We start from the raw sequence: 21,428 nt of genomic DNA, 5'->3' as shown, positions 1-21,428 counted from the left end.
TCGGCGCCCGGAGCGACGACCGCGTCCGGGAACTGTGAAGCCGCAACGACACGACTCACGACGGCCAATGCGTGCGGGCCGACCTCCCCGCCCACGGCGCGGCCCTCTACAGCCTCGCACCCGCGAGGCAGGGCTGACGCAGGGCTGAGGTGTAATGGCGAAGGGTGCCCTGAGCCGCATGCCGGGGGCAGCGCGGCAACGATTCAGGACGTGGCAAGGCGGCCGGAGTCTCTGCGATGAGCGTCTCGAACGTCATCGACGACCTCCCCGATGTGCGCAAGGAGACGCGGGAGAAGGTCCTCGATGCGATGGCCCGGCTCGACTGCCGCGTCAACGTGGCGGCCCGAAATCTGCGCAAAGCCCGAACCGGCACCATCGGTCTCGCCCTCCCCGGGGCGCGCTGCGTGGTCTGGCCGACGTCGGGGTTCGGGTGCCGCAGCAGGTCGAAGTGATCGGCTTCGACAACGTCGAGGTCCTCATCCCCTCGCTGTCCGCCATCGTTCCGGACTACGACATGATGGCGCGGCGAGCGGTCGACCTGCTGGCCGGGCGGATCGAGTAGACCGAGCCCGGGCCTTACCGCTAGGAGTTCATCAGTCACTTCTCCGCGGTGATCCGGGAGTCGACGGGCGGCTGAGCCCGGCCGGCTCGCTCCGGCGCCTCGTCGGGTGGCCGGAGTGCGCGGGCGGTCGCCGCTCGGCCTCGGGGAGTTCTTCGGTCCTGCGTCCCGCCGTTGGGTTGCGAGTAGCGGCTCTTGGCGGATTCCGGCGGGATTCAGGTCCCACCGGAGCAGAGGCGGTGGCGGAGCAGTGGGAACCCGGTTCGGCCGCGCATCTGCCTCATGATCCGCTTGGTTCGCGTGTTGACGCCCTCGGTGCGGCCGTTGTGGTGATGAACAGGGTGAGGCCGCCGCCGATGGCAGCGCGGGAGAGAGCGGGCTGAGGGTTGATCCGGAGCACGCACCACCAGACCGCTCAACCGTCCAGCTCGACGCCGGCCAGATCGCTTAGCAGCGGGAGTAGCGTGCCGGTCCGCTCTTCGCCGAGTTGATCGACGGTCCACTGGTTCACGCGCGCGACTGCCGGTTCCACCTCGCGCAGCAGCGCGTTCCCTTCTTCCGTGATGTGGACGATGTGACGCCTGCGGTTGAGTGGGTCGGGTTCGCGGTTGACCCAGCCTCGCGAGGAGAGCCGGTCCAGCAGGGTGGTCATGGTGGACCGGTCGATGGCAGTGGCCAGACAGAGGGCGGACTGGTCGATCCCGGGACGCTCCGCGAGCGTGGCGAGAGTCGCGTACTGGGGGGCGGTCAGCTCGGGCACCTCCGCCTGCCAGACCGCGTTGACCCGCTGAAGCGCGCGACGCAGCAGGTGCATCGGCTGGTCGATGAGCTGTTCGGGTCGCATGGCCTGCGGACTCCCTTCGGGCGCGGGATGAAGATCCTGTCACACGGCTCACACCTCCCCGCTACCCGCGTCGGGTGAGCCCTGTGCCAGGATTATCAGTACACGGACATTCCGCGTACTGACATTCTCTCGAGGAGGACGGGATGAGTCATCCCTCGGACCTGCGTGAACACATCAAGGCACTGGAAGCCCTGGGGGACCTCGACCGGATCGAAACCGAGGTCGACTGGAATCTGGAGGCGGCCGCGCACACCCGTTACAGCACCGAGCACCGCCTGCCCGCCCCGCTGTTCGAGAAGGTGACCGGCGTTGCCGACGGCTTCCGCCTCCTGGGCGCACCCGCCGCGCTCAGTGCCGCCCCCGGCAAGCCCTTCGCCCGCGTCGCGCTGAGCATCGGACTGCCGCCCGAGGCCACCGGCCCGCAGATCATCGACCACCTGGCCGCCACCCAGCACCGCCCCGGCATCCCGCCGAAGACGGTCAGCCGAGGCGACGCCGCGGTCAAGCAGAACGTCCTGCTCGGCGATGACGCGGACCTCAACCGCTTCCCGGTGCCGTTCGTGCACGAGGGCGACGGCGATCGCTACGTCAACACGTACGGCGTGATCATCGCCCAGACTCCGGACGGGTCCTGGACCAACTGGTCCATCGCCCGGATCATGATGGTCGACGGCAAGCACATGACCGGGCTGGTGATTCACCCGCAGCACATCGCCCAGATCTGGCAGCAGTGGGCCGACCTCGGCCAGCCCATGCCGTATGCGCTGGTCCAGGGCGGTGACCCGGCCATCCCGTACGTCGGCGGCATCCCGATCGGCGACGGCGTCGCCGAGGCGGACTACATCGGCGCGCTGATCGGCGAGCCGCTCGCCGTCGTCAAGGCCGAGTTGTCGGACCTGCTGGTCCCCGCGAGCGCCGAGATCGTCGTCGAGGGCCACCTCTCCGTCGAACGCACCGGCGTCGAGGGACCCTTCGGCGAGTTCGCGGGCTATATCCCGTCCGGGACGAGCCTCCAGCCGGTCTACAGCGTCGAGGCGATCACCTACCGCGACGACCCCATCTGGCCGCTGGTCGCGGAAGGAAAGCCGACCGACGATTTCCACACCGTCACCGGGCTCGGCGTGGCGGCAGGCACCCTGGACGTGATCCGCGCGGCCGGACTGCCCGTCACCACCGCCTGGTCCTCCCTGAGCAGCGCCAGCCACTGGCTGGTTGTGTCCGTCCCCGGCGACTGGCGCGACCACCTGCCCGGCGTCACCTCCGAGGAGTTCGCCCGCCGGGTCGGCGAGGCGATCCACTCCACCAAGTACGGGGCGGCCCTGCCGCAGGTGTTCCTGCTCGACGACGACGTCGATCCCGCGAACGATGCCGAGCTGATGTGGGCGCTGGGCACCCGGGTCCACCCCGTTGACCGCACGGTGCGCTTCGAGGACGGCCCCATTCTTTCGCTGCTCACCTGCTACACCAAGGAAGAGCGCCGCGCAGGCCGCGCCACCAAGGTCGTACACGATGCCCTGCTCCCCGCCCCGGACGAACGCGAGTCACTGAGCGACTTCGCGCACGCCTACCCCTCCACGGTGCGCGCCAAGGTTCTGGCCAGGCACCAGCACTGAGACCACCGGATCCGCCGGGCCGCGTCCTGAACGGGCCGTGCCAGCCACACAGGACGCGGCCCGGCTTGCGCATACGAAAGGGCAGTTGCGATGCGATTGATCGTGGGAATGACGGGTGCCACGGGGGCCATCCTGGGCATTCGGTTGCTGGAGGAGCTCGCCGGCCAACCGGACGTGGAGACACACCTGGTGACGAGCCGCTGGGCGCGGGCGACCATTGAGCTGGAGACCGGCTGGTCGGCGCGGCAGGTCGCTGACCTCGCCGATGTCGTCCACGGCCCGGATGACCAGGCGGCCTCCATATCCAGCGGCTCGTTCCGCACCGACGGCATGGTGATCTTGCCGTGCAGCGCCAAGACGCTCGCCGCCATACGGGCCGGCTACGGCAGCGACCTTGTCTCGCGGGCCGCGGACGTCATCCTCAAAGAACGGCGTCCCTTGGTGCTCGGCGTACGGGAGACCCCACTGTCGACCATCCACCTGGAGAACATGCTGGCCCTCTCCCAGATGGGGGTGACGATCCTGCCGCCCATGCCGGCCTTCTACAACAAGCCCGCGTCCGTGGACGACATCGTCGACCACCTGGTCGCCCGGGTCATGGACCAGCTCGGCCTGGACAGCGAACGCGCCGTGCGCTGGCAGGGACCCGCCACCGCACGCCGCAGCGACCGACGCACGCCTCCCGACTCAGACGTGCCGACTCCGGTAGCGCCTGGCCGACCCCGAGCTGGTGCGACGACCACGGCGCGGACGGCAAGTGGCACGTCAACCGGTTCAAGGCCTGCAGGGTCTTCCCCGCTGATGTGACGGTGACCAATCCCCGCACGGGGGCGGTCGTGAGCCGTATGCATTGCCTCACGTCGCCTACGCCTACAGCAAGCGCGACATCAAGACGTGGGCGTACCAGGTGCAGCTGCTGAAGGTGTCCACTCGGGCTCGGCCAGGGGCAGCAGTGTCACCGGCAAGGCCACCTGCGCGGGCAAGTGCAAGGTGCCCGAGAGTAAGTTCCCCTCCCAGCTGATAGGCGCGAGCAGGGATCCGGTCGGCCAGTTCTTACTGCAGACCGCCAGGATCAACACCCCGCGCTCCTTGCCGGCGCGGCCCACTGACCCGACCAGGACGGCAGCCGCGGCACCCGCCCCGGCTGCAACTGAGGAACACGGTGCGGTACCCGAAAGAACACAAACACCACATACGGCAGCGGATCATCAAGACGGCCGGACGCCGGCTCAAGCAGGACGGCATTGACGGCTCCGGCGTCGCGACCCTCATGAAGGACGCGGGTCTGACCAACGGCGCCTTCTACGCCTACTTCATGTCCAAGGACGACCTCGTCGCCACCGCGGTCGCCGACCAGATGCGCGCCCAGCACGAGAACATCATCGCGCAGGCGGCACCCGGCCACGCCGGCCTCGAGCAGATCATTCGCTGGTACTTCTCGACCGAGCAGCGTGACGACATCGAGGGCGGCTGCCCCAACGCCGCCCTGCTCGAAGAGATCGCACGCTCCACGGATACCACCAGGCAGGCCTACACCGACGGCGCACTGGTCCTCATCGACGGCTTCGCCGCCCGCCTGGCACCCCACGACCCGCCCTCGGCACGCCTGAAGGCACTCAGCCTCCCCGGCATCATGGCCGGCACCCTGCAACTCTCCCGCGCCCTGACCGACCGGCAACTCGCCGACGACCTCCTCGAACAGGGCATCCGCAACGCCCTCGCGCTGATAGATACCGAACAGCACAGCTGAGATGCCAGCGGCTCCGGCGCTGCTCTGGATTCACGGAGGCGGACTGATCTTCGGCGCACCCGAACAGGACGACCGTACGAACTCGCCTTCGCCCGCGAACTCGGCATCACCGTCGCCGCGGTCCGCTGTCGACTGGGTCCTGACCCGCCTTGAGCGAGACCTGAAACAGCGCCGCGACATCCTCACGGTCCCGGCCCGCCACCAGCGCGGCCAACCGCCCGAATCCGAAGAGCCTCCTGCGTCGACGGCGACAACTGCCGTGCGCCCCCCACTAGTTCACTCACACAGGGATCAGCAACCCAGAACATCTACCCTTTCGTGCCAATAGACACCTTTTCCGACGGCCCATCAGAGCAGTCGCGCCCGCGCCCCGACCAGACGCGTGACCTTTACCCAAACCCGACCAACAGGCAATGCTCCGATTGTCCGTGTACTGATTGACTCAGTCCGGCGGGTGCCCCACAGCCCCTCCAACCCCCCAACTCCCCCACCCAGGAGGCTCGTTATGTCGTCGAGCCCGCCCCCTCGTCCTCCGATCCTGCTGCTGCACGGCGCCTGGCACGGGTCGTGGTGCTGGGAACCGGTGACGACCGCGCTGTCCGCCGCCGGTCATCCGGTGCTCGCCATCGACCTCCCCGGGCACGGGCTGCAGGCCCCGGTCCCCGACGCCTACATAGCCCAGGACCTCGACGCCTTGGCCACCGCTGTCTCGCCGCTGGGAGGGCTCAGCGCGGCGGACTGTGCCGAGCCTGCGGTGGAAGCCGTCCACGCGCTCCACGCAGCGTTCGGCCCGGTGGTCGTCGTCGCTCACAGCCTGGCCGGAGTGGTGCTCAACCACGTGGGCGAAGCCGTCCCGGACCTCATCGCGCGGCTCATCCACCTCGCCGCGCTCGCCCCCGCGCCGGGCCGCACCGTGTTCGAGGACGCGGCAACTCCCGAGTTCGGCGACTCGCTGACCCTCGGTCTGCCCATAGGCGATCCGGGCGCGACGGGCGCCGTGCGTATCAACTGGAATTCGCCTGACGCCGGCTACCGGTCGACCGCCCGGCAATGCTTCTACGGTGACGTCCCGGACGCTACCGCCGATGCCGCGACACGGCTGCTGTCACCGGATGTACCCGTGCGGCTGTACAGCGACCCCGCACCGCCGACGGCAGAGCGGTGGGGCACCGTGTCGCGCAGTTGGATCCGGTGCACCCTCGACCGCACTGTCCCGGTCGCCGCTCAGGACGCCTTCATTGGGCGACTGGACGCCGTGGCCCCCGGCACCCCCTTTGAGCAGCACACGCTCGAGACCGGTCATTCCCCGTTCCTGTCGGCGCCCGAGATGCTGTCGTCCGTGCTCCTCAAGGCCGTCAACGCCTGACTGGACGACCCGGACGAACAGCCCCGCCACCAGCCTGCGGCGGCTCCCGCGATAGGCAGTGCGGCCCGCGGTGCTGTTCGGCGCGGCCCTGTTCGGGTTCGGCCTGCATTCCGGACGGGATGTCCATGATCACCTGTCGGATCGTGCGGCCGAACCCGTCGGAGACCTTGGCCCTGGCTTTCACCATCGGCAGCTACACCCTGGGCACGCTGCGAAACCCCGCCCTGCCGCTCGGCTTCGTTTTCACGGGACGGGGCGATCACCTCACGAGGAGGCGGCGTTCGCGCCGGCCCTATCGCCGGCGCCAGGGCAGCGGCTCCTGGTCGTCCTCGGTGGCGTCCGCACCCTGCAGTGCGGTGTTGATCGCCTCGCCGATCTCCGCGAACTGGCGTACCTGCTCCGGGGTCAGCGCATCGAAGATGGCGCGGCGTACGGCCTCGACATGGCCGGGAGCCGCACGCTCCAGTAGCTCGCGCCCCTGTGGGGTGAGCAGGGCGAGCTGGTTGCGTCGGTTGACGGGGTCGTCGCAACGGTCCACGTAACCGGATTGCTGGAGGCGGGTCACGGCGTGGGTGAGCCGGCTGCGAGTGATCCTCACCCGCTCGGCCAGTTCGGACATGGTCAGGGTCTGGTCCGGGACGGAGGACAGGTGGGCGAGCAGGGTGTAGTCGGCAAGCGTCACGCCCGCTTCCCTGCGTAGTTGGCGGTTCAGATGGTCGGACAGCAGGGTGGAGAAATCGATATAGGCGAGCCAGGCTCGTCGTTCCTCGGGGTCGAGCCAGCGGGGCGTCGTGGGCATGGTCACACTCTAGCCAGACTTCGTTTGAATATTCAAACTATCCGGCGTAACGTGCATCGCAGCGCAACGTTTGAAAGCTCAAACCTTGCTCCCTCTTGAGAGGCACCACATCGCCATGAAGCAAAAAACCAAGCTGATCGGCGCGGCCATCGCCACCGCCCTGACCACCACCGCCGTTTCCACGACCGCCATGGCCGACACCGCCGCCCACCGGCACCCGTTCGTGAGTGAACAAGACCAGCTGAACGCCCTCTACCGGCAGGCCAAGGCTGAGGGCGGCAAGGTCACCGTCTACATGGGCGGCGACATGCCAGGCCAGTGGGATGCGCTGGCCGCCGCGTTCCAGCAGCAGTTCCCGGACATGAAGCTCAACCTGGTCACCGACCTGAGCAAGTACCACGACGCCCGCATCGACAACCAGCTTGCCACCGGCAAGCTGGTTGCCGACGCGGCCATCCTGCAGACCTCCCAGGACTTCGACCGCTGGAAGAAGCACGGCGACCTGCTGAAGTACAAGCCGGTCGGGTGGGACAAGGTCTTCACCAACGCCAAGGACAAGGACGGCCACTACACCGGCGTCTTCTACGGCGCCTTCTCCTACATCGTCAACACCAAGCAACTCCCTGCGAAGCCCGGTGACTTCAAGGCCACCGACCTGCTCAAGCCCGCATACAAGAACAAGCTGATCCTGACCTACCCGAACGACGACGACGCCGTACTGTTCGGCTACAAGCAGATCGTCGACGAGTACGGCTGGGACTACCTGGCCAAGCTGGTCGAGCAGAACCCCAAGCTGATACGCGGTGTTCCCGGCTCCGCGGCCGGCGTGGCGAGCGGCGACTACCTCGCCTCCATCGCCGTCGGCGGCGACGCCCGCCCGAACGGTACCCAGGTCTTCTCGGACTCCGAGCGCTTCAACTCCTGGGTCCAGCGCGGCGCCATCTTCAAGAACGCCCCGCACAAGGCCGGCGCCAAGTTGTTCCTGAGCTGGCTGAACTCCGAGTCCACCCAGGAGCACGCCATCGCGACGTGGACCTGGTCCGTCCGCAAGGACGTCGCGCCCCCGGCCGGACTCGAGCCGCTGGCGTCGTACAAGAACACCAATCCGAAGGCTTTTGCGAGGTTCATGGCGGACCGTGACGCCGTCGAACGCTTCCGATCCCAGGTCGAGCTCTACGTCGGCCAGGTCAAGGGCGCGGACCCCGGCGACCCGCAGGGCACCCTCGGCCGCTACCCCGGCGCCTCCTGACCCACTCGATATACGAGTCCCGCGAGCGGGTCCGCCACGACAGCAACGGCGGACCCGCTCCGGCGGCTCATGCCCCGGGGCTGCGTACGCGTGGCCACCGCCCGCTCATCCACCGCGCGGATGAGAACGTCAACGACTGCGTGCCCGCATCGGCGACCGCGGCGTCGGTCTCGGCGATCCAGGCGTCGAGCAGGTCGCGGACGGCGGCGCACGGTTGGGTGCCGCCGTCGCGCACGGCGAGCACCCTGCGGATGCCGTCCACGTGCAGGCCGAGAGTGCGGGCACGGCGGATGAAAGTCAGCAGCGCGACATCGTGCTCGGTGTCGAGCCGGTAGCCGACCGCATTGGGCTCGGCACGCGGCAGCGACCAAGGGGGCACCGTCCACCCGCTTCGGCCAGCAGATCCCGACGTGCTGCTGCGGCAAGACCATGGTCAAGAAGTCCGAGTGTAGGCATTCCCAGATGGGGGCCGACAGCCCGACACTCGGACTCGCCGTCCTGGTGGTCTCCCCCGTGTCATCGGGACGGCCTCGGGCATCCGGGCTCGGGTCCATGGGCTCGGCCAGAGGCATCATCACCGGGCGTGAGGCCGGGGATTAGCCGACGCGCAGGGGCAGTGCGGCGGTCGTCGAAGCGTGGCGGGCTTGGGGCTGGGGCCGACGGTCTCGGCGGCCGCGTTCCGCCCTCTCGTGCCCGGGCTGCAGTGCGGTGTATCCCGCGCCATCCTGCGGCGTCCGCCGCGATGCCGCGCTGTCACGGTGCGATCGGGTCGACCCGCTTGTCCGGATGGGCGGTCAGGACGTACAGGGTGGCGGAGAGGTTGGACAAGCCGAACAGGCGCATGAGCCGGACAGGGTCTGCCGAGTGGCGTGCCTCGTCGAAGATGCGGTCCACACGCAGGGCGCCGGCGGTTACCCCGATTCGTCGGAATACCAGGTTGACCACGCCGTCGCTTATCGGCGGGCCGGAGTCGTCGACCGCTGTGTTACGGGTGATGAACAAGTGGGGGTTACTGCTGTCCGGCCAACGCCGTCGTCGCTCCAGCGCCCAGGCCGTGGCCAGCTTGAGGGTGAACTCGTCGAGGTAGATGAGGTGGTCGATGCGGCCGGGCCGCCGGATGCGCAGCCGGGCCCGGGACCAGTCCAAGTCAGTCTGGCGGAGCTGCACCATCTGCCAGGGGTAGAGAGCGTGGATCGCGACGAGACCGACCATGAAGCGGCTCCGGGCGTCGCTGAGACGGTCCAGGAGGCCTACGATCCGTTCGGTCGGAAGGGACTCCGGTAGTGGCCGCGCTGCGGTGAGCCTGACGGTGCGCGCCGGGTCATGAAACGAATGGCTGTGACCTGACGGGCTTGTCGGCACCGCATGCCATGCTGACGGCGGCAGCACGTCGGCACAGGGGGTAAGAGCGGACCGATGGCGGAAACCTATTGCTGCGTCGACAGCGAGAACGGACACCACATCGACGACCCGTCCGAGGACGCGCTGTTCGACTGATCGGCAAGCTGAACGACTCGGACAACACGTTCATCGTCATCCAACCCGACGAAGACGACCCCGCGTGGTTCGCTTCCGTGGCTGTCCTCGACGAAGGCGGCTACGAGATTGTTCGCCGCGACAGCACACGGCGCGAACACGAGGTCGACACCGACACCAGCATCGGCCGGATCGCCAACGACCTCATCATCTGGGTGGCCGGCCGCGACTTCCCCGGACGGCCACCCAGGCAGACCAACACCTTCTCAAACATGGCCTAGTCGCCGAGCGGCTGGGCGACGGAAGGCGTCCCGTGCGTGTGGAACGACTCGATGGTCTTCAGGCCCCAGGCCTGGCCCTTCTTCCGCTCCTCCTCGGTCCAGGTGATCAGCGGCCAGTCGGGCGCCAGCACCAGCCGCGTGAGCGGGTTGCACAGCTCGATGCGGTTGCCGCCCGGCTCGTAGACGTAGAGGAAGAACGTCTGCTGGATGGCGTGCTTGTGCGGGCCCGTCTCGATGAACACACCGGTGTCGATGGCGAGGTCGGCCGCTCGCAGGATGTCCTCGCGGGTGTCGGCCGCGAAGGCGATGTGGTGCAGCCGGCCGGTGGAACCGGTCCAGTCCGAGGTGTAGACGACGTCGTACGACTTGTTCGTGTACGTCAGCCAGCGCGCCGCGATCCTCCCGCTGTCGAGCCGGATCTGCTCCGTGGGCCGGGCGCCCAGCACCCGTTCCTGGAACTCGGCGTTGGCGAGCACGTCGGCGGCGAGGAAGTTGACGTGGTCCAGGCGCCGTACGCCCACGCCCCGGTTGGGCTTGGCCTGCGGCTGGTTCTTCAGCGCGGGCCTGAGGCCGTCGGGGGCCCGGTAGTACTCGCTCTCCCAGTACAGGGCGTGTTCGTGGCCGTCCGGGTCGGTGATGAGGTACAGCTTGCCGAGGCCGGGCTCGTCCTCGGCCCAGTGGCCGGTGCCGCCCGCCGCCTCGACCGCCTCGACCCGCCGTCGCAGGGCCTCCTCACTGGAGGTGCGCAGGGCGAGCCGGCCGAGGCCGGGCCGCTCACGGGCGGTGAGCACCAGGCTGTGGTGCTCGTAGTCGTCGAAGGTCCGCAGGTAGACGGTGTCGCCGTCCCGCCCGTTGACGGTGAGCCCCAGGTAGTCGGTGAAGAAGGCGACGCTGGCGTCCAGGTCGGGGGTGAACAGCTGGGCGTGGCCGATGTGGGCGATGTCGCCGAGCGGCGGAGTCATCGCTGACCTCCTTGGGGTCGCGGGGGGATCGGTGCCGTGCCGGCGGACCGGGGGAACACGGTGCCGTCGAAGATCTTGCGGGCCGTACGGACCACGGCGGTCCGGCGCGCCGCGGCCAGACCGTCGGCGGTGGTGCCGAGGCTGCTCTCGATGTCCAGGAATCCCGTGGGATGTTCGATGCGGACGCGGTCGCCGTCGTCGGCCGGCGTGGCGATCTCCGCGCCCACACTGCCGTCGACGCGCAGGCCCGCGGCCACGCCGGCCGCGCCGAGCACCCCGATCGAGGTGTGGCAGCGCACCGGAATGAACGTGCGGGTGGTGACCGCGCCACCGTGGCGGGGCGGGGCCAGCAGGGTGAGCTTGGGAACGGTGGTGTCCGTAACGTCACCGAGGCCCATCAGAGGGCCCGCCGCCAGCCGGATCGTGCGGAGCCGGTCGGCGAGGGCCGTGTCCTCCTCCAGGTACCGGGGTGGCTCGTAGCCGGTGACGTCGAGCGAGGCGGCCGCGATCAGCACGGTCGGCATGCCGTTGTCCACGCAGGTCACGGGTACGCCGTCGATCACGTCGCGGACGTTGCCGGTGGGCAGCAACGTCCCTGCGCCGGGCGGGAACTCGATGAGCACGGGCGCGGCCGTCCCCGGCACACCCGAGATCCCGGCGTCCCCGGTGTAGTCGACCCGGCCGCCCGGGGTCGGGAAGGTCGCGGTGGCGAGGTCGCCGGTGTTGACCATGCGGATGCGGACGGCAGTCCGCTCCTCCCCCGCGGCCACCAGCCCGCGCTCCACGGCGAACGGGCCGACGCCCGCGAGGATGTTCCCGCAGTTCTGACGGCCGCTCACCTCGGGCTTGTCGACGGAGACTTGGAGGAAGAGATAGTCGACGTCGGCCCGCGGATCGGAGGAGCGCGACACCACGGCGACCTTGCTGGTGAGCGGGTGCGCGCCGCCCAGGCCGTCGATCTGGTGCTCGTCGGGGCTGCCCATGACCCGCAGCAGCAGGTCGTCCCGGGCGGCCGGGTCGGCAGGCAGGTCGTCGGCCAGGAAGTAGGCGCCCTTGGAGGTGCCGCCGCGCATCAGCAGACAGGGCACCGCCTCGGACACGGAGGTCACGACCGGTCCCCCTCGCGGGAGTACTCCTCGTGCGTCCGGTACACGACGCCGAGCTTCTTCAGGGTCTCCCGCAACCCGTAGCGGTCCAGGCCGAGTTCGCCGTCGAGGAAGGCGGCGCGGGAGCGGGCCTCCTTGGCCTCGCGGGCCTCGGACGCCAAAGCCGTGGCGCGGGCGCGCTCGCGCGGGACGACCACGACACCGTCGTCGTCGGCGAGGATCACGTCGCCCGGGCGGATCACCTGACCGTCGATCGCGACCGGCACGTTGACCGAGCCGCCGGTGGCCTTGACCGTGCCCTGCGCCGAGACCGCCAGCGACCAGGCCGGGAATTCCATCTCCCGCAGTTCCTGGGTGTCGCGGATGCCCGCGTTGATGACGAGCCCGCGTACGCCCCGCTGTCGCAGCGCGGTGGCGAACAGCTCGCCGAACATGCCGTCGGTGGACGGGGAGGTGGTGGTGACGACCAGGATGTCGCCCTCGCCGCACTGCTCGACGGCGGCATGGATCATGAGGTTGTCGCCTGGCCAGCTGAGCACGGTCACGGCGGTGCCGGCGACCCGTACGCCCTGCTGGATCGGGCGAACTCCCGGTCCGAGCAGGCCGGTTCGGCCCATCGCCTCGCTCACCGTCGCCACGCCGAAGCCGGCCAGCGCGTCGACGTCGCGCGGGTCCGCCTTCGGCGGGTCGGTGACGATCACGCCGCTCACGCTTCCTCCTTCTGCGGAGCTCCGCTTCGGCTCCGCTGCGGCCGGGTGCCCACTCCGCTTCGCTCCGCGGCCCCCCAGCCTCCGCTGCACCTCAGCTCGCTCACGCCAGCTCCTTCGCGATCTGCGGGTACGGCCGCATGTACGCCTCGGCCATGGTCCGGTGGGCCAGGCCCAGGTTGGGGCCGGCGTTGCGCTTGAGCTGGACGCCGCGGCGGACGGCGAGGTCGGTGTAGTAGTCCCACAGGTGCTGCTGGGCGCCGAGGCACTCCATGGCCTTGCGCTTGGTCTCCCACACCTCGGTGATGTCGAGCAGGACCTCGGGCCTGAAGCCGCTCATCTCCGGCTGGTGCGGCTCGAAGCAGAAGACGGGCGGGGCGCCGATGATCTCGCCCTCGCCCGGATAGCCGATCGCCTGGGCGAGGACCCGGGCCTCCAGGGCCATGCGGTTGGCGGCCGGGTGGTCGCCGTTGTACGGGTCCTCGGCGGGGTGGGTGAGGACGACGTCCGGCTGGGTCTCGCGGTAGACGGCGACGAGTCGGTCGGTCAGCTCGGCGGTGGGGATCAGCGGGTAGTCGCCGGCGTCGAAGAAGCGGACCTCGGCTCCGAGGGTGGCGGCGGCGCGCTCGGCCTCGTCCCGGCGTATCGCCTTGATCTCGTCCAGCTGCTTCCCCTCGCGCCACGCCTTGGCGGACTCGCCACGCTCGCCGAAGGTCAGGCACGCGATGGTGACCTGCTCGCCCCGCGAGGCGGCCAGGGCGATGGCGCCACCGGCGCGCCACACGAAGTCCCCGGCGTGCGCGGTGACGACGAGTGTGGAACGTGGGGTGGCGGCGGGCGCGTTGGCCTGGGTCATTGCTCGACTCTCCTTGATGACAGGTGAGCGCCCGCCCCACGCGGATCTCAGTCGCGCAGCGCCTCGATCACGCTGGTGAGGTGGGCGCGGACGGCCGTCTCGGCCGCCTGCGGGTCCCTGGCCCGGATCGCCTCGATCATGGCCAGGTGCTCGTTCAGGGACTGCTGCGGGCGCCCCGGACGCAGCGCCAACTGGAAGCGGTGGCGCACCAGTTGGGCGTTGAGCCGCTCCAGCAGCTCCAGGGCGGTCTGCTGGCCCGAGATCTCCCGGATCCGGGTGTGCAGGGCGTGGTTGAGGTCGGAGTAGGTCACCGGCTCACCGTCGGCCACGGCCTTGGTCATGGCCGTGCCCAGCTCCGTCAGTTCGGCCAGCTGCTCGTCGCCGGCCGCGACGGCCGCCTTCGCCGCGCACAGCCCTTCCAGGACCATGCGGCACTCGGTGATGGCGACCGCCTCCTCGACGGTCACCACCCGCACCCGCGAGCCGCGGTTGCGGATCCGCTCGACCAGGCCCTGGGCCTCCAGGTCGATGAGCGCGGCCCGAATGCTGGCCCGTGTCACACCGAACTGCTCGGCGAGTTCGTTCTCCACCAGCCGCTGCGCCGGTGCCATCTCGCCGTGCAGGATCGCCTGCCGCAGCTGCGCGAGCGCATGCTGCTTGGCCTGCTCCCCGGTGCTCGGACGGGCTTCTTTCGGCATCGTTGCCCTCCCTGAGTGAGTGCCTGTCGAACCTAAATCTAGCGAAACGAAATTGTCAACAATTTTGTTCGCGACACTTCCCCCGCTCCACCTGATGCCCGCTCAACCTGATGTCCGCTCAACCTGATGCCCGACCCGCCTGATCCCCGACCCGCCTGATGCCCGCCCTAGTGAATGACCGCGTTCGCCACCACCACGACCACGCCGAGCAGCGCGTCCGCCACCCCGACGAGCAGCGCCCTCACCCAGGACCGTCTCGACCACCGCGCCGTCACCACACCCAGCACGAACAGCAGCGTGATGTTCAGCAGGAACGCCGGGCCCTCCACCCCGTCCGCCGGCCACCACCCCCACGCCGCGCCGGCGAGGATGATCACGGACGGCAGCACGGCCGCGACCAGCGGCCACTCGTCGACCAGCACGCGCAGGGACTCCCAGCGGCGGTGCGGTCCTCGCTCGGCGATGACGTGGGCGTAGCCGTGCGCGAGGGCGGAGGCGAACGCGGTCACCAGCACCCACAGGGCGTCTTCACCGCGGTCGGCGCGGGAGGTGTGGCCGTACTCGCCGAGCGCGGCGACCAGGGAGCTGGCCAGGACGGCGCCGTAGACCCCGCCGAACAGCAGGGTCTCGCGGGTGTCGCGGCGGCGCGGCGCGGGCACGGTCGCCGTGGTGTCCGACATGAGCGGCCCTCCTGGCGGGCGGAGCGGGACGGTCGAGACGGTCCCTCAACGATCACCCGGGCCGTGGAGCGCCGCCAGTTCACGCCGGTGGCGCCGTGGTCCCCCGGATCTCCAGCGTGGGCACGGTCAGGTGCACGTGGCCCTCTCCCCCGGACGTGCGCAGACGGTCGAGGAGGCAACGGGCGGCGCGGCGGCCGATCTCGTGTCCCGCACTGTCGACGGTGGTGAGCCACAGGTGGCGCAGCCGGGAGACGCTGGTGTTGTCGTAGCCGACCACGGACAGGTCGCGCGGGACGCGCAGGCCCAGCTCCTCGGCCGCGGACAGGGCGCCCACGCACGCGATGTCGTTGACGGCGAACACGGCGGTGGGCCGGTCGGGGCGCCCGAGCAGCCGCACGGTGCTGCGGTAGCCGCCCTCCTCGGTCATGTCGCCTGCCTCGACCGACGCCAGGTCCGCCAGTCCGTGCGCCCGCATCGTCGCCTCGAAGCTGCGTCGGCGCAGCTCCCCGACGGCGCCGTAGCCCGCGATGTGCGCGATGCGGCGGTGGCCGAGCCCGATGAGGTGCTCGGTGACCAGGCGCGCGCCCCGCTCGTCGTCCCCCGCGACGACGTCCACGCCGGGCGGCACCGGCTCGCGGGCGCCCGCGACGACCACCGGGATGCGGGCGGCGACGGCGCCGAGCGCGGCCGGGTCGGGCAGGGTGCCGACGACGACGAGACCGTCGGCCTGGAGGTCGAGGAACGGGCCGGTGAGGTCGTGGCCCGAACGGCGGTTGAGGCGGGCGTCGGCCAGCAGCATGTGCAGACCGGCCGCGTGCAGCAGCGAGTTCAGACCGTCGAGCAGGTCGACGAACCAGGGGTTGCGCAGGTCGTGCAGGAGCACACCGACCGTGCGGGTGCGCTGTTCGCTGAGGCTGCGCGCGGCCGCGTTGGGCCGGTAGCCGAGCTCGCGCGCCGCCCGCAGGACGGCCTCCCGTTTCTCGGCGCGCACCTGGTCTGAGCCGCGCAGCACCAGGGAGACCAGCGACTTGGACACCCCGGCCCGTTCGGCCACGTCGCGGATCGTCGGCGGTCTCATGTTCTGGACCGTTCCACGCACCGCGACGGGTTGTCAAAGGGTTGACACCCAGGGGAGAGCGCCTTCAGGGTGGCCTGGACAGGAAATGGACCGGTCCAAAGAGGGGCTGTCATGGTGGATGCGCTGGGTGTCGCGGTCGTCGGGTTCGGCTGGATGGGCCGGGTGCACACCCAGGCGTACGCGCGCGTGCCGCACCATTTTCCGCAGCTGACCGTGCGGCCGGAGCTGGTGACCGTCGCGGAGGAGGTGCCCGGCCGGGCCGCGGAGGCCGCCGAGCGGTACGGGTTCGCCACGGCGACGCGCGACTGGCGCGACATCGCCGCCGACCCGCGCGTGCGGGCCGTCAGCATCACCGCCCCGAACTTCCTGCACCGGGAGATCGGCGTCGCGATGGCCGAGGCCGGCAAGCACATCTGGATCGAGAAGCCGGTCGGCCTGAGCGTCGACGACGCCCGCGCGGTGGCCCACGCCGTCGCCGAGGCGGGCGTGCAGGGGGCGGTCGGCTTCAACTACCGCAACGCGCCGGCCGTCGAGGCGGCCCGCGAGCTGATCGCCTCCGGCGATATCGGCACGGTCACCCACGTCCGCGTCCGCCTGTTCAGTGACTACGCGGCCCACCCCGACGGCGCCCTGACCTGGCGGTACGAGCGGGAGCGCGGCGGCAGCGGGGTCCTCGGCGACCTGGCCTCGCACGGCGCCGACCTGGCCCGCCACCTGCTCGGCGACATCACGTCCCTCACCGCCGACACCGCGATCTTCGTGCCCGAGCGGGCCCGGCCCACCGGCGCCACCGCCGGGCACACCCTCGCCACCGGCGGCGAGCTCGGCCCCGTCGAGAACGAGGACTACGTCAACTGCCTGCTGCGGTTCGCCTCCGGCGCCCGGGGTGTCCTGGAGGCCTGCCGTGTCTCGGTCGGCGAGCAGAACAACTACGGCTTCGAGGTGCACGGCACCAGGGGCGCCGTCTTCTGGGACTTCCGCCGGATGAACGAGCTCGGCGTCAGCCGCGGCACGACCTACCAGGACCAGCCCGTCAGCACGGTGTACGTCGGCCCGGGCGCGGGCGAGTACGGCGCCTTCCAGCCGGGCGCGGCCAACAGCATGGGCTACGACGACCTGAAGGTGGTCGAGGCCTACCGCTTCCTGCGCTCGGTCGCCGAGGGCACCCCGCACGGGGCGACCCTGAAGGACGCCGTGCACAGCGCCGCCGTACTGGACGCCATGACACGCTCCGCGCAGAGCGGGGCCTGGGCGAAGGTCACTGCGTGAACGAGCGGCGACGCGCGGGGGCTTGACCGCCCGACCGGCCCGGCGCCTCAGTCCACCGCCGTCTGCGACGGCATGTTGTACGGCGTCACCACCTGGATCGCCGACGGCAGGGTCGGGCCCGCGGGCGGCAGGGCGCCGTGCGCCCGCATGACGAGGTGGCAGGCCTCGCGCATGTCGTGCCGGAGGTCGTGGTGGAGCACGGCGGACAGGCGGTGCTCACGCAGCAGACGGGTGTTGTCCTGGTCGAGGTCGTGCGCGACGAAGACGTCGCACGCGCGGCCGACGTCGGCGAAGGCGCGCAGGGTGGCGACGTTGCCGCCGCCGATCGAGTAGACGGCGCGGATGTCGGGGTCGCGTGCGAGGGCGGCGCGGACGAGGTCGTACTGGGTGGCGTCCAGGCCCTGCCCCTCGGCGATCTCGACCAGGGAGCGCTCCGGGTGACGGGCGCGCATCACACTGCGGAAGCCCATCTCGCGCTCCTCCTCGTTGCGGAAGAAGCCGCTGCTGAGGCTGGTGAGCACATGGCCGGGCCGGTCGCCCAGCCACTGGCCCATGAGGTAGGCGGCGGTCGCGCCCGCCGCCCGGTCGTCGATGCCGACGTAGGCGAGCCGCGCGCTCGCGGGCAGGTCCGTCACGAGGGTGACGACGGGGATGCCGGCAGCCACCAGCCGGCCGACGGCCGCGGTGACCTCGGGGACGTCCGGCGCCTTGAGGATCACGCCCTGGGAGCCGCGCCGCGCCACCCGGTCCAGGGTGGCGACCAGCTCCCGCACCGGCCCGGTCTCGCGGAAGTGGAAGCGGGAGCGCAGCACGGCCGGGTGCAGGGACGGCAGCTCGGCCTCCAGGGCGGCGCGCACGGCCGAGGTGAACCGCTGCGGGGCCTGCATCACGATGTCGACCATGAAGGTGCGGCCGACGAGCCGGACCTGGGTGCGCTGCCGGTCCAGGTCGGCGATGGCCCGGTGCACCTCCTGCGCGGTGCTCTCGCGCACCCCGCCCCGCCCGTTGAGGACCCGGTCGACGGTGGCCTCGCTGAGCCCCGCCTGACGTGCGATCTCGCGGATCGGGAAGGGGTGGCCCACGGCAGGCTCCTTGAGGGGTTTTTGACGGCTCGCTGCTGGTTGTTCGAGGGGTTTGTACTGACAACAATGGCAGAGCGCCGGAACAGAAAGGACCACACGATCCATGGGACTCCTCGACGACAAGGTCGTCCTCGTCAACGGCGGCAGTCAGGGCCTCGGCGCGGCCGTCGCACGGGCCGCCGTGCGCGAGGGCGCGCTGGTGGCCGTCACCGGGCGCCGCCCCGAGCCCGGCGAGGCCCTCGTGGCCGAACTGGCCGAACTGGCCGAGGCCGGCGGCAAGGCGCTGTTCGTACGGGCCGACCTCGCGGACGCCGAGCAGGCGAAGTCCTCCGTGGCCCGGGTGGTGGACACCTACGGCCGGATCGACTGCCTGGTGAACTCCGCCGGGCTCACCTCCCGGGGCACCCTGCTGGACACCACCCCGGAACTGTTCGACGCGCATGTCGCGATCAACCTCAGGGGCCCGTTCTTCGCCATGCAGGCGGCGGTCGCGGACATGGTGGGGCGGGGCGCGCCCGGCACGATCGTCAACGTCATCACGTCCGCGGCGCACGGCGGGCAGCCGTTCCTCGCGCCGTACGTCGCCGCGAAGGCCGGGCTGGTCGGCCTGACCCGCAACGCCGCGCACGCCCACCGCTGGGACCGGATCCGCATCAACGGCCTGAACATCGGCTGGACCGCGACCGAGGGCGAGGACGCGACGCAGAAGACGTTCCACGCCGCCGACGACGACTGGCGCGAACAGGCGGCGGCCCGGCTGCCGCTGGGCAAGCTCGGCCAGCCGGACGAAATCGCCGACTTCGTGGTCTTCCTGCTGTCCGACCGGTCCGGAGTAGTCACCGGCTCGGTGATCGACTGGGATCAGAACGTACTCGGCGGCCTCGACTAGCGCCCCGGCAGGGAACTCCCGCACCACCCGCACCACCCGCACCCAAGGAGCCACAGCCCATGCGTATCGGAATCCTCGGCCTCGGCCGCATCGGCGCCTTCCACGCCGAGACCCTCTCCGGACTCGACGCCGTCGAGTCGCTCGTGGTCGCCGACCCCTTCGCGCAGGCCGCCAAGGCCGCCGCCGAGCGGTTCGGCGCCGAGGTCGCCGACTCCCCCGAGGCGGTCCTGGCCGCCGGTGTGGACGGCGTGGTGATCGCCGCCGCGACCGACGCCCACCCGGGGCTGATCCTCGCCGCCGTCGAGGCCGGCGTCCCCGTGTTCTGCGAGAAGCCCGTCGCGAAGACCATGAGCGAGGGCGTCGCGGTGCTGAAGGCCGTCCAGGGCAAGGACGTGCCGATCCAGATCGGCTACAACCGCCGCTTCGACGCCGGCTTCGTCGCCGCGCGGGCCGCCGTGCAGGGCGGCGAGCTGGGCCCGCTGCACACCGTACGGTCGACCACGCTGGACCCGGCGCCGCCGCCCGCCGCGTACGTCGCCGCCTCCGGGGGCATCTTCCGGGACTGTTCGGTGCACGACTTCGACATCATCCGCTGGGTGACCGGCCGCGAGGTGACCGAGGTGTACGCCGTCGGCGGCAACCGGGGCGCCGACTACATCAGGGAGGCAGGCGACGCCGACACCACCGGCGCGATCCTCACCCTCGACGACGGCACGATCGCGGTGATCTCCAACTCCCGTCACAACGCCCGGGGTTACGACGTCCGCATGGAGATCCACGGCTTCCAGGACTCGATCGCGGTCGGCCTGGAGGACAAGCTGCCGCTGCGGTCGGTGGAGCCCGGCGTGACCTTCCCGGCCGGCACCCCGCACGACTTCTTCATGGACCGCTTCACGGCCGCCTACCGCGCCGAACTCACCGCGTTCACCGAGGTCGTGGCCGGCACCCGGCCCTCGCCCTGCACGGTCGCGGACGCCCTGGAGGCGGGCTGGATCGCGGAGGCGTGCACGCTGTCGCTGCGCGAGCACCGACCGGTGACCATCGCGGAGGTGCGCACCGCCTGACGGGGTTGGACGACTTGAGGGCGGGCCCGTCGGGCCCGCCCTCAAGTCGTCCAGTGGGTGCGAAGAGTCGGAAACCCTCAGGCCCCGCAGGAGCGCAGGAACTTCCGGGTGCGCACCGCGATGGGCAGCGGCTTGTCCGGCTCGCACGGGTACATGTCCTGCTCGACGATCGCGAACAGCTCCACGCCGAGCTTCTGCGCCGCGACCAGCACCGGCTCCAACTCCGGCACACCGGACGGTGGTTCGCACATCACCCCGCGCTGGACGGCCGGCCCGAACGGCACCCCGTCCGCCACCACGTCGGCGAGGATCTCCGGGTCGACCTGCTTGAGGTGGAGATAGCCGATGCGTTCGCCGTACGTCTCGATCAGCTTGACGCTGTCACCGCCGCAGTAGGCGTAGTGGCCCGTGTCCAGGCAGAGGTTGACCAGCTCGGAGTCGGTCGAGTCGAGGAACCGCTCGACGTGGTCCTCGGTGTCGATGTGGGTGTCGGCGTGCGGGTGGACGACGATGTCGAGGCCGTACGCCTCCTTCACCTCGTGGCCGAGCCGCTCCATGCCCTTGGTGAGGTGGGTCCACTGCTCGGGCGTCAGCTCCGGCGGTTCGAGGATCTCGGCGGTCTTGTCGTCGCGCCAGAAGGACGGGATGACGACCAGGTGCTGCGCGCCCATCGCCTGGGTGAGCGCGGCGACCTGGCCGACGTGCTCCCAGGTGGAGTCCCAGACGGAGGGGCCGCGGTGCAGGCCGGTGAAGACCGTGCCCGCCGAGACTTTCAGGTTCCGCTTGTTCACCTCGTCGGTGAGGCGGGCCGGGTCGGTCGGCAGGTAGCCGTGGGGGCCCAACTCGATCCAGGAGTAGCCGGCTTCGGCGACCTCGTCCAGGAAGCGTTCCCAGGGCACCTGCCGGGGGTCGTCGGGGAACCAGACGCCCCAGGAGTCGGGGGCCGAGCCGACCCGGATCCGGTCGAGGGCGTGCGCCATGTCAGGGGGCTCCTTCCCCGGTCTTCGCCACGGGCGCGGTGAGGTCCTGCTCCTCGGGGAGCTCCTCCACGTCGACTCCGCGGACCTGCGCCAGCTCGTGCTTGAGCGCGGCGAGTTCCG

At 70.6% G+C, this 21,428-nt stretch carries 23 protein-coding genes and 2 pseudogenes; 11 read left to right on the top strand and 14 right to left on the bottom strand.

Annotated elements, in window-relative coordinates; all coding sequences use genetic code 11:
* Positions 1 to 236: 236 nt before the first annotated feature.
* The gene (locus ACFYWX_RS47410; protein WP_389431760.1) at positions 237 to 452 is read left to right on the top strand and encodes a hypothetical protein; all 216 of its coding nucleotides are present in this window, start codon (positions 237 to 239) and stop codon (positions 450 to 452) included.
* On the top strand, positions 431 to 562 hold the full coding sequence (locus ACFYWX_RS47405; protein WP_266692792.1) for a substrate-binding domain-containing protein: 132 nt from the start codon (positions 431 to 433) through the stop codon (positions 560 to 562). Before ACFYWX_RS47410 ends, ACFYWX_RS47405 begins: the two co-directional genes overlap by 22 nt.
* Positions 563 to 974: 412 nt before the next feature.
* Here the strand turns inward: ACFYWX_RS47405 and ACFYWX_RS47400 are convergent, their stop codons facing one another.
* Complete coding sequence (locus ACFYWX_RS47400) at positions 975 to 1,403, bottom strand: MarR family winged helix-turn-helix transcriptional regulator (RefSeq protein ID WP_389431759.1); 429 nt, start codon at positions 1,401 to 1,403, stop codon at positions 975 to 977.
* Between the two features lie 143 nt (positions 1,404 to 1,546).
* Between ACFYWX_RS47400 and ACFYWX_RS47395 the strand changes: the two genes are divergently transcribed.
* The 4 genes from ACFYWX_RS47395 to ACFYWX_RS47380 all read left to right on the top strand — a co-directional run bounded on the left by ACFYWX_RS47395 (position 1,547) and on the right by ACFYWX_RS47380 (position 6,132).
* Positions 1,547 to 3,016 carry a UbiD family decarboxylase gene (locus tag ACFYWX_RS47395; RefSeq protein ID WP_389431758.1) on the top strand — a complete coding sequence of 490 codons (1,470 nt, stop codon included), beginning with the start codon at positions 1,547 to 1,549 and terminating at the stop codon, positions 3,014 to 3,016.
* Positions 3,017 to 3,106: 90 nt separating this feature from the next.
* Complete coding sequence (locus ACFYWX_RS47390) at positions 3,107 to 3,823, top strand: UbiX family flavin prenyltransferase (protein WP_351748834.1); 717 nt, start codon at positions 3,107 to 3,109, stop codon at positions 3,821 to 3,823.
* A 355-nt stretch (positions 3,824 to 4,178) separates the two neighbouring features.
* Entirely contained in the window at positions 4,179 to 4,766 is a 588-nt protein-coding gene (locus ACFYWX_RS47385) for a TetR/AcrR family transcriptional regulator (protein ID WP_389431757.1), read from the top strand.
* Between the two features lie 505 nt (positions 4,767 to 5,271).
* Positions 5,272 to 6,132, top strand: a complete 861-nt coding sequence (locus tag ACFYWX_RS47380) for an alpha/beta fold hydrolase (RefSeq protein WP_389431756.1) — start codon at positions 5,272 to 5,274, stop codon at positions 6,130 to 6,132.
* 292 nt (positions 6,133 to 6,424) lie between these two features.
* Here the strand turns inward: ACFYWX_RS47380 and ACFYWX_RS47375 are convergent, their stop codons facing one another.
* The gene (locus tag ACFYWX_RS47375; protein ID WP_389431755.1) at positions 6,425 to 6,931 is read right to left on the bottom strand and encodes a MarR family winged helix-turn-helix transcriptional regulator; all 507 of its coding nucleotides are present in this window, start codon (positions 6,929 to 6,931) and stop codon (positions 6,425 to 6,427) included.
* A 115-nt stretch (positions 6,932 to 7,046) separates the two neighbouring features.
* Here ACFYWX_RS47375 and ACFYWX_RS47370 point away from each other — a divergent pair, with 115 nt between their 5' ends.
* Positions 7,047 to 8,180 carry an ABC transporter substrate-binding protein gene (locus ACFYWX_RS47370; protein ID WP_389431754.1) on the top strand — a complete coding sequence of 378 codons (1,134 nt, stop codon included), beginning with the start codon at positions 7,047 to 7,049 and terminating at the stop codon, positions 8,178 to 8,180.
* Between the two features lie 67 nt (positions 8,181 to 8,247).
* On the opposite strand, the gene ACFYWX_RS47365 is transcribed toward ACFYWX_RS47370, so the two are convergent.
* Together ACFYWX_RS47365 and ACFYWX_RS47360 are read right to left on the bottom strand one after the other, a co-directional pair.
* Positions 8,248 to 8,559 carry a MerR family DNA-binding protein gene (locus ACFYWX_RS47365; RefSeq protein WP_389431753.1) on the bottom strand — a complete coding sequence of 104 codons (312 nt, stop codon included), beginning with the start codon at positions 8,557 to 8,559 and terminating at the stop codon, positions 8,248 to 8,250.
* A 374-nt stretch (positions 8,560 to 8,933) separates the two neighbouring features.
* Positions 8,934 to 9,392: a hypothetical protein gene (locus ACFYWX_RS47360; protein WP_389431752.1), complete on the bottom strand. Its 459-nt coding sequence runs from the start codon at positions 9,390 to 9,392 to the stop codon at positions 8,934 to 8,936.
* Between the two features lie 204 nt (positions 9,393 to 9,596).
* Here ACFYWX_RS47360 and ACFYWX_RS47355 point away from each other — a divergent pair.
* A pseudogene (locus tag ACFYWX_RS47355) lies at positions 9,597 to 9,937 on the top strand (hypothetical protein).
* Here the strand turns inward: ACFYWX_RS47355 and ACFYWX_RS47350 are convergent.
* The 7 genes from ACFYWX_RS47350 to ACFYWX_RS47320 form a co-directional block, all read right to left on the bottom strand.
* Positions 9,934 to 10,899, bottom strand: a complete 966-nt coding sequence (locus ACFYWX_RS47350; RefSeq protein WP_389431751.1) for a catechol 2,3-dioxygenase — start codon at positions 10,897 to 10,899, stop codon at positions 9,934 to 9,936. The pseudogene ACFYWX_RS47355 and the gene ACFYWX_RS47350 overlap by 4 nt on opposite strands.
* Entirely contained in the window at positions 10,896 to 11,999 is a 1,104-nt protein-coding gene (locus ACFYWX_RS47345) for a 4-oxalomesaconate tautomerase (protein WP_389431764.1), read from the bottom strand. The genes ACFYWX_RS47350 and ACFYWX_RS47345 overlap by 4 nt, the downstream gene beginning before the upstream one ends.
* A 5-nt stretch (positions 12,000 to 12,004) precedes the next feature.
* On the bottom strand, positions 12,005 to 12,715 hold the full coding sequence (locus tag ACFYWX_RS47340; RefSeq protein WP_389431750.1) for a 4-carboxy-4-hydroxy-2-oxoadipate aldolase/oxaloacetate decarboxylase: 711 nt from the start codon (positions 12,713 to 12,715) through the stop codon (positions 12,005 to 12,007).
* 100 nt (positions 12,716 to 12,815) lie between these two features.
* Positions 12,816 to 13,568, bottom strand: coding sequence for a PIG-L deacetylase family protein (locus tag ACFYWX_RS47335; protein ID WP_389431749.1), 753 nt, complete (start codon positions 13,566 to 13,568; stop codon positions 12,816 to 12,818).
* A 47-nt stretch (positions 13,569 to 13,615) separates the two neighbouring features.
* A complete protein-coding gene (locus ACFYWX_RS47330) occupies positions 13,616 to 14,266 on the bottom strand; it encodes a GntR family transcriptional regulator (RefSeq protein ID WP_389431748.1) in 651 nt (216 codons plus the stop codon).
* 167 nt (positions 14,267 to 14,433) lie between these two features.
* On the bottom strand, positions 14,434 to 14,946 hold the full coding sequence (locus ACFYWX_RS47325) for a hypothetical protein (RefSeq protein WP_389431747.1): 513 nt from the start codon (positions 14,944 to 14,946) through the stop codon (positions 14,434 to 14,436).
* A 79-nt stretch (positions 14,947 to 15,025) separates the two neighbouring features.
* Positions 15,026 to 16,024: a LacI family DNA-binding transcriptional regulator gene (locus ACFYWX_RS47320; protein ID WP_389431746.1), complete on the bottom strand. Its 999-nt coding sequence runs from the start codon at positions 16,022 to 16,024 to the stop codon at positions 15,026 to 15,028.
* 111 nt (positions 16,025 to 16,135) lie between these two features.
* Between ACFYWX_RS47320 and ACFYWX_RS47315 the strand changes: the two genes are divergently transcribed.
* Positions 16,136 to 17,293: a Gfo/Idh/MocA family protein gene (locus ACFYWX_RS47315; RefSeq protein ID WP_389431745.1), complete on the top strand. Its 1,158-nt coding sequence runs from the start codon at positions 16,136 to 16,138 to the stop codon at positions 17,291 to 17,293.
* Between the two features lie 47 nt (positions 17,294 to 17,340).
* Here ACFYWX_RS47315 and ACFYWX_RS47310 read toward each other — a convergent pair whose 3' ends face one another.
* Positions 17,341 to 18,375 carry a LacI family DNA-binding transcriptional regulator gene (locus tag ACFYWX_RS47310; protein WP_389431744.1) on the bottom strand — a complete coding sequence of 345 codons (1,035 nt, stop codon included), beginning with the start codon at positions 18,373 to 18,375 and terminating at the stop codon, positions 17,341 to 17,343.
* 103 nt (positions 18,376 to 18,478) lie between these two features.
* Here ACFYWX_RS47310 and ACFYWX_RS47305 point away from each other — a divergent pair, with 103 nt between their 5' ends.
* Together ACFYWX_RS47305 and ACFYWX_RS47300 are read left to right on the top strand one after the other, a co-directional pair.
* Positions 18,479 to 19,264: an SDR family oxidoreductase gene (locus ACFYWX_RS47305; RefSeq protein ID WP_389431743.1), complete on the top strand. Its 786-nt coding sequence runs from the start codon at positions 18,479 to 18,481 to the stop codon at positions 19,262 to 19,264.
* A gap of 59 nt (positions 19,265 to 19,323) precedes the next feature.
* A complete protein-coding gene (locus tag ACFYWX_RS47300) occupies positions 19,324 to 20,328 on the top strand; it encodes a Gfo/Idh/MocA family oxidoreductase (RefSeq protein WP_389431742.1) in 1,005 nt (334 codons plus the stop codon).
* 77 nt (positions 20,329 to 20,405) lie between these two features.
* Here ACFYWX_RS47300 and ACFYWX_RS47295 read toward each other — a convergent pair whose 3' ends face one another.
* Both ACFYWX_RS47295 and ACFYWX_RS47290 read right to left on the bottom strand, forming a co-directional pair.
* Entirely contained in the window at positions 20,406 to 21,308 is a 903-nt protein-coding gene (locus ACFYWX_RS47295) for a sugar phosphate isomerase/epimerase family protein (protein WP_389431741.1), read from the bottom strand.
* A gap of 1 nt (position 21,309) precedes the next feature.
* A pseudogene (locus tag ACFYWX_RS47290) lies at positions 21,310 to 21,428 on the bottom strand (ABC transporter ATP-binding protein); the annotation flags it as partial.

Origin of the sequence: Streptomyces sp. NPDC002888, assembly GCF_042888465.1 — a bacterium.
Classification (GTDB): domain Bacteria; phylum Actinomycetota; class Actinomycetes; order Streptomycetales; family Streptomycetaceae; genus Streptomyces.
This window is presented reverse-complemented; position numbering and strand designations above follow the sequence as displayed.

Bases quoted from the DNA above. Each gene is read 5' to 3' on its own strand.
- ACFYWX_RS47380 (WP_389431756.1), top strand. From the start codon at position 5,272: ATGTCGTCGAGCCCGCCCCCTCGTCCTCCGATCCTGCTGCTGCACGGC.
- ACFYWX_RS47335 (WP_389431749.1), bottom strand. From the start codon at position 13,568: ATGACCCAGGCCAACGCGCCCGCCGCCACCCCACGTTCCACACTCGTC.
- ACFYWX_RS47330 (WP_389431748.1), bottom strand. From the start codon at position 14,266: ATGCCGAAAGAAGCCCGTCCGAGCACCGGGGAGCAGGCCAAGCAGCAT.
- ACFYWX_RS47320 (WP_389431746.1), bottom strand. From the start codon at position 16,024: ATGAGACCGCCGACGATCCGCGACGTGGCCGAACGGGCCGGGGTGTCC.
- ACFYWX_RS47375 (WP_389431755.1), bottom strand. From the start codon at position 6,931: ATGCCCACGACGCCCCGCTGGCTCGACCCCGAGGAACGACGAGCCTGG.
- ACFYWX_RS47410 (WP_389431760.1), top strand. From the start codon at position 237: ATGAGCGTCTCGAACGTCATCGACGACCTCCCCGATGTGCGCAAGGAG.
- ACFYWX_RS47390 (WP_351748834.1), top strand. From the start codon at position 3,107: ATGCGATTGATCGTGGGAATGACGGGTGCCACGGGGGCCATCCTGGGC.
- ACFYWX_RS47370 (WP_389431754.1), top strand. From the start codon at position 7,047: ATGAAGCAAAAAACCAAGCTGATCGGCGCGGCCATCGCCACCGCCCTG.
- ACFYWX_RS47325 (WP_389431747.1), bottom strand. From the start codon at position 14,946: ATGTCGGACACCACGGCGACCGTGCCCGCGCCGCGCCGCCGCGACACC.
- ACFYWX_RS47350 (WP_389431751.1), bottom strand. From the start codon at position 10,899: ATGACTCCGCCGCTCGGCGACATCGCCCACATCGGCCACGCCCAGCTG.
- ACFYWX_RS47400 (WP_389431759.1), bottom strand. From the start codon at position 1,403: ATGCGACCCGAACAGCTCATCGACCAGCCGATGCACCTGCTGCGTCGC.
- ACFYWX_RS47395 (WP_389431758.1), top strand. From the start codon at position 1,547: ATGAGTCATCCCTCGGACCTGCGTGAACACATCAAGGCACTGGAAGCC.
- ACFYWX_RS47360 (WP_389431752.1), bottom strand. From the start codon at position 9,392: ATGGTCGGTCTCGTCGCGATCCACGCTCTCTACCCCTGGCAGATGGTG.
- ACFYWX_RS47305 (WP_389431743.1), top strand. From the start codon at position 18,479: ATGGGACTCCTCGACGACAAGGTCGTCCTCGTCAACGGCGGCAGTCAG.
- ACFYWX_RS47300 (WP_389431742.1), top strand. From the start codon at position 19,324: ATGCGTATCGGAATCCTCGGCCTCGGCCGCATCGGCGCCTTCCACGCC.
- ACFYWX_RS47295 (WP_389431741.1), bottom strand. From the start codon at position 21,308: ATGGCGCACGCCCTCGACCGGATCCGGGTCGGCTCGGCCCCCGACTCC.
- ACFYWX_RS47315 (WP_389431745.1), top strand. From the start codon at position 16,136: ATGGTGGATGCGCTGGGTGTCGCGGTCGTCGGGTTCGGCTGGATGGGC.